Source organism: Paenibacillus sp. GCM10027626 (assembly GCF_042676285.1).
Lineage (GTDB): Bacteria > Bacillota > Bacilli > Paenibacillales > Paenibacillaceae > Paenibacillus_Z.
This window is the reverse complement of record NZ_JBHTHC010000054.1, coordinates 1-2,538: the sequence shown is the minus strand read 5'-3', so window position 1 is coordinate 2,538 and position 2,538 is coordinate 1. Positions and strand designations below refer to the sequence as shown.

General features: G+C 54.4%; 1 rRNA gene. It reads right to left on the bottom strand.

Going from position 1 to position 2,538, the window contains the following annotated elements:
• Positions 1–3 precede the first annotated feature (3 nt).
• Positions 4–2,538, bottom strand: a 23S ribosomal RNA gene (locus ACFQ0N_RS38150); the annotation flags it as partial.

The following is a 2,538-nucleotide window of genomic DNA, read 5'->3' as shown; positions in this document are numbered from 1 at the left end:
TTTTAGGATAAGCCCTCGACCGATTAGTATTCGTCAGCTCCACACATTGCTGCGCTTCCACCTCGAACCTATCAACCTGGTCGTCTTCCAGGGGTCTTACTAATTGGGAAATCTCATCTTGAGGGGGGCTTCGCGCTTAGATGCTTTCAGCGCTTATCCCGTCCGTACTTGGCTACCCAGCTATGCTCCTGGCGGAACAACTGGTACACCAGCGGTACGTCCATCCCGGTCCTCTCGTACTAAGGACAGCTCCTCTCAAATTTCCTACGCCCACGACAGATAGGGACCGAACTGTCTCACGACGTTCTGAACCCAGCTCGCGTACCGCTTTAATGGGCGAACAGCCCAACCCTTGGGACCTACTTCAGCCCCAGGATGCGATGAGCCGACATCGAGGTGCCAAACCTCCCCGTCGATGTGGACTCTTGGGGGAGATAAGCCTGTTATCCCCAGGGTAGCTTTTATCCGTTGAGCGATGGCCCTTCCATGCGGTACCACCGGATCACTAAGCCCGACTTTCGTCCCTGCTCGACTTGTAGGTCTCGCAGTCAAGCTCCCTTATGCCTTTGCACGCTGCGAATGATTTCCAACCATTCTGAGGGAACCTTTGGGCGCCTCCGTTACTTTTTAGGAGGCGACCGCCCCAGTCAAACTGCCCGCCTGACACGGTCCCTCCACCCGATTCAGGGTGGTAGGTTAGAACTCCGATACGATCAGGGTGGTATCCCAACGGCGCCTCCACCCAAGCTGGCGCTCAGGTTTCCAAGGCTCCCACCTATCCTGTACAGATCGTACCAAAGTCCAATATCAAGCTGCAGTAAAGCTCCATGGGGTCTTTCCGTCTTGTCGCGGGTAACCTGCATCTTCACAGGTATTAAAATTTCACCGGATCTCTCGTTGAGACAGCGCCCAATTCGTTACGCCATTCGTGCGGGTCAGAATTTACCTGACAAGGAATTTCGCTACCTTAGGACCGTTATAGTTACGGCCGCCGTTTACTGGGGCTTCGGTTCACAGCTTCGGATTGCTCCTAACCGCTCCCCTTAACCTTCCAGCACCGGGCAGGCGTCAGCCCGTATACTTCGCCTTACGGCTTCGCACAGACCTGTGTTTTTGCTAAACAGTCGATTGGGCCTTTTCACTGCGGCCCCCTCGGGCTATTCACCCTACCGGGGCACCCCTTCTCCCGAAGTTACGGGGTCATTTTGCCGAGTTCCTTAACGAGAGTTATTCCGCGCGCCTTAGCATGCTCTGCTCGCCTACCTGTGTCGGTTTGCGGTACGGGCACCTTCACCTGGCTAGAGGCTTTTCTTGGCAGCGGGAGATCATGACCTTCGGTACTGCAATTTTCCCTCCCCGGTCACAGCTCAGCCTTATCGATATGCGGATTTGCCTACACATCAGCCTTACTGCTTGGACGAGCACTTCCATCCGCTCGCGTCACTACCCTTCTGCGTCACCCCGTCGCTCATAACGGTTTATGGTGGTACAGGAATTTCAACCTGTTGTCCTTCGACTACGCCTTTCGGCCTCGCCTTAGGTCCCGACTTACCCTGAGCGGACGAACCTTCCTCAGGAAACCTTGGGCTTTCGGCGGACAAGATTCTCACTTGTCTTTTCGTTACTCATACCGGCATTCTCACTTGAATACAGTCCACCAGTCCTTCCGGTCTGACTTCAACCCGTATTCAACGCTCCCCTACCACTGAACCAAAGGTTCAATCCATAGCTTCGGTGGTGTGTTTAGCCCCGTTACATTTTCGGCGCAGAGTCACTCGACCAGTGAGCTATTACGCACTCTTTAAATGGTGGCTGCTTCTAAGCCAACATCCTGGTTGTCTGTGCAACTCCACATCCTTTCCCACTTAACACACACTTGGGGACCTTAGCTGATGGTCTGGGCTGTTTCCCTCTTGACAATGGATCTTAGCACTCACTGTCTGACTCCCGGATCTAAGTCGATGGCATTCGGAGTTTGACTGGACTTGGTAACCCTTGGCGGGCCCCGCACCCAATCAGTGCTCTACCTCCATGACTCGCTCTTCCGAGGCTAGCCCTAAAGCTATTTCGGGGAGAACCAGCTATCTCCGAGTTCGATTGGAATTTCTCCGCTACCCCCACCTCATCCCCGAATTTTTCAACATTCGTGGGTTCGGGCCTCCAGTGCGTGTTACCGCACCTTCACCCTGGACAGGGGTAGATCACTCGGTTTCGGGTCTACGTCCACGTACTCAAGCGCCCTATTCAGACTCGCTTTCGCTGCGGCTACGGCTTTCCACCTTAACCTTGCACGTAAACGTAACTCGCCGGTTCATTCTACAAAAGGCACGCCATCACCCCTATAATGGGCTCTGACTTCTTGTAAGCGCACGGTTTCAGGTTCTTTTTCACTCCGCTCCCGCGGTGCTTTTCACCTTTCCCTCACGGTACTGCTTCACTATCGGTCACCAGGGAGTATTTAGCCTTGGCAGATGGTCCTGCCGGATTCCCACGAGGTTTCACGTGTCTCGCGGTACTCGGGATCCGTCTCGGAGGGTG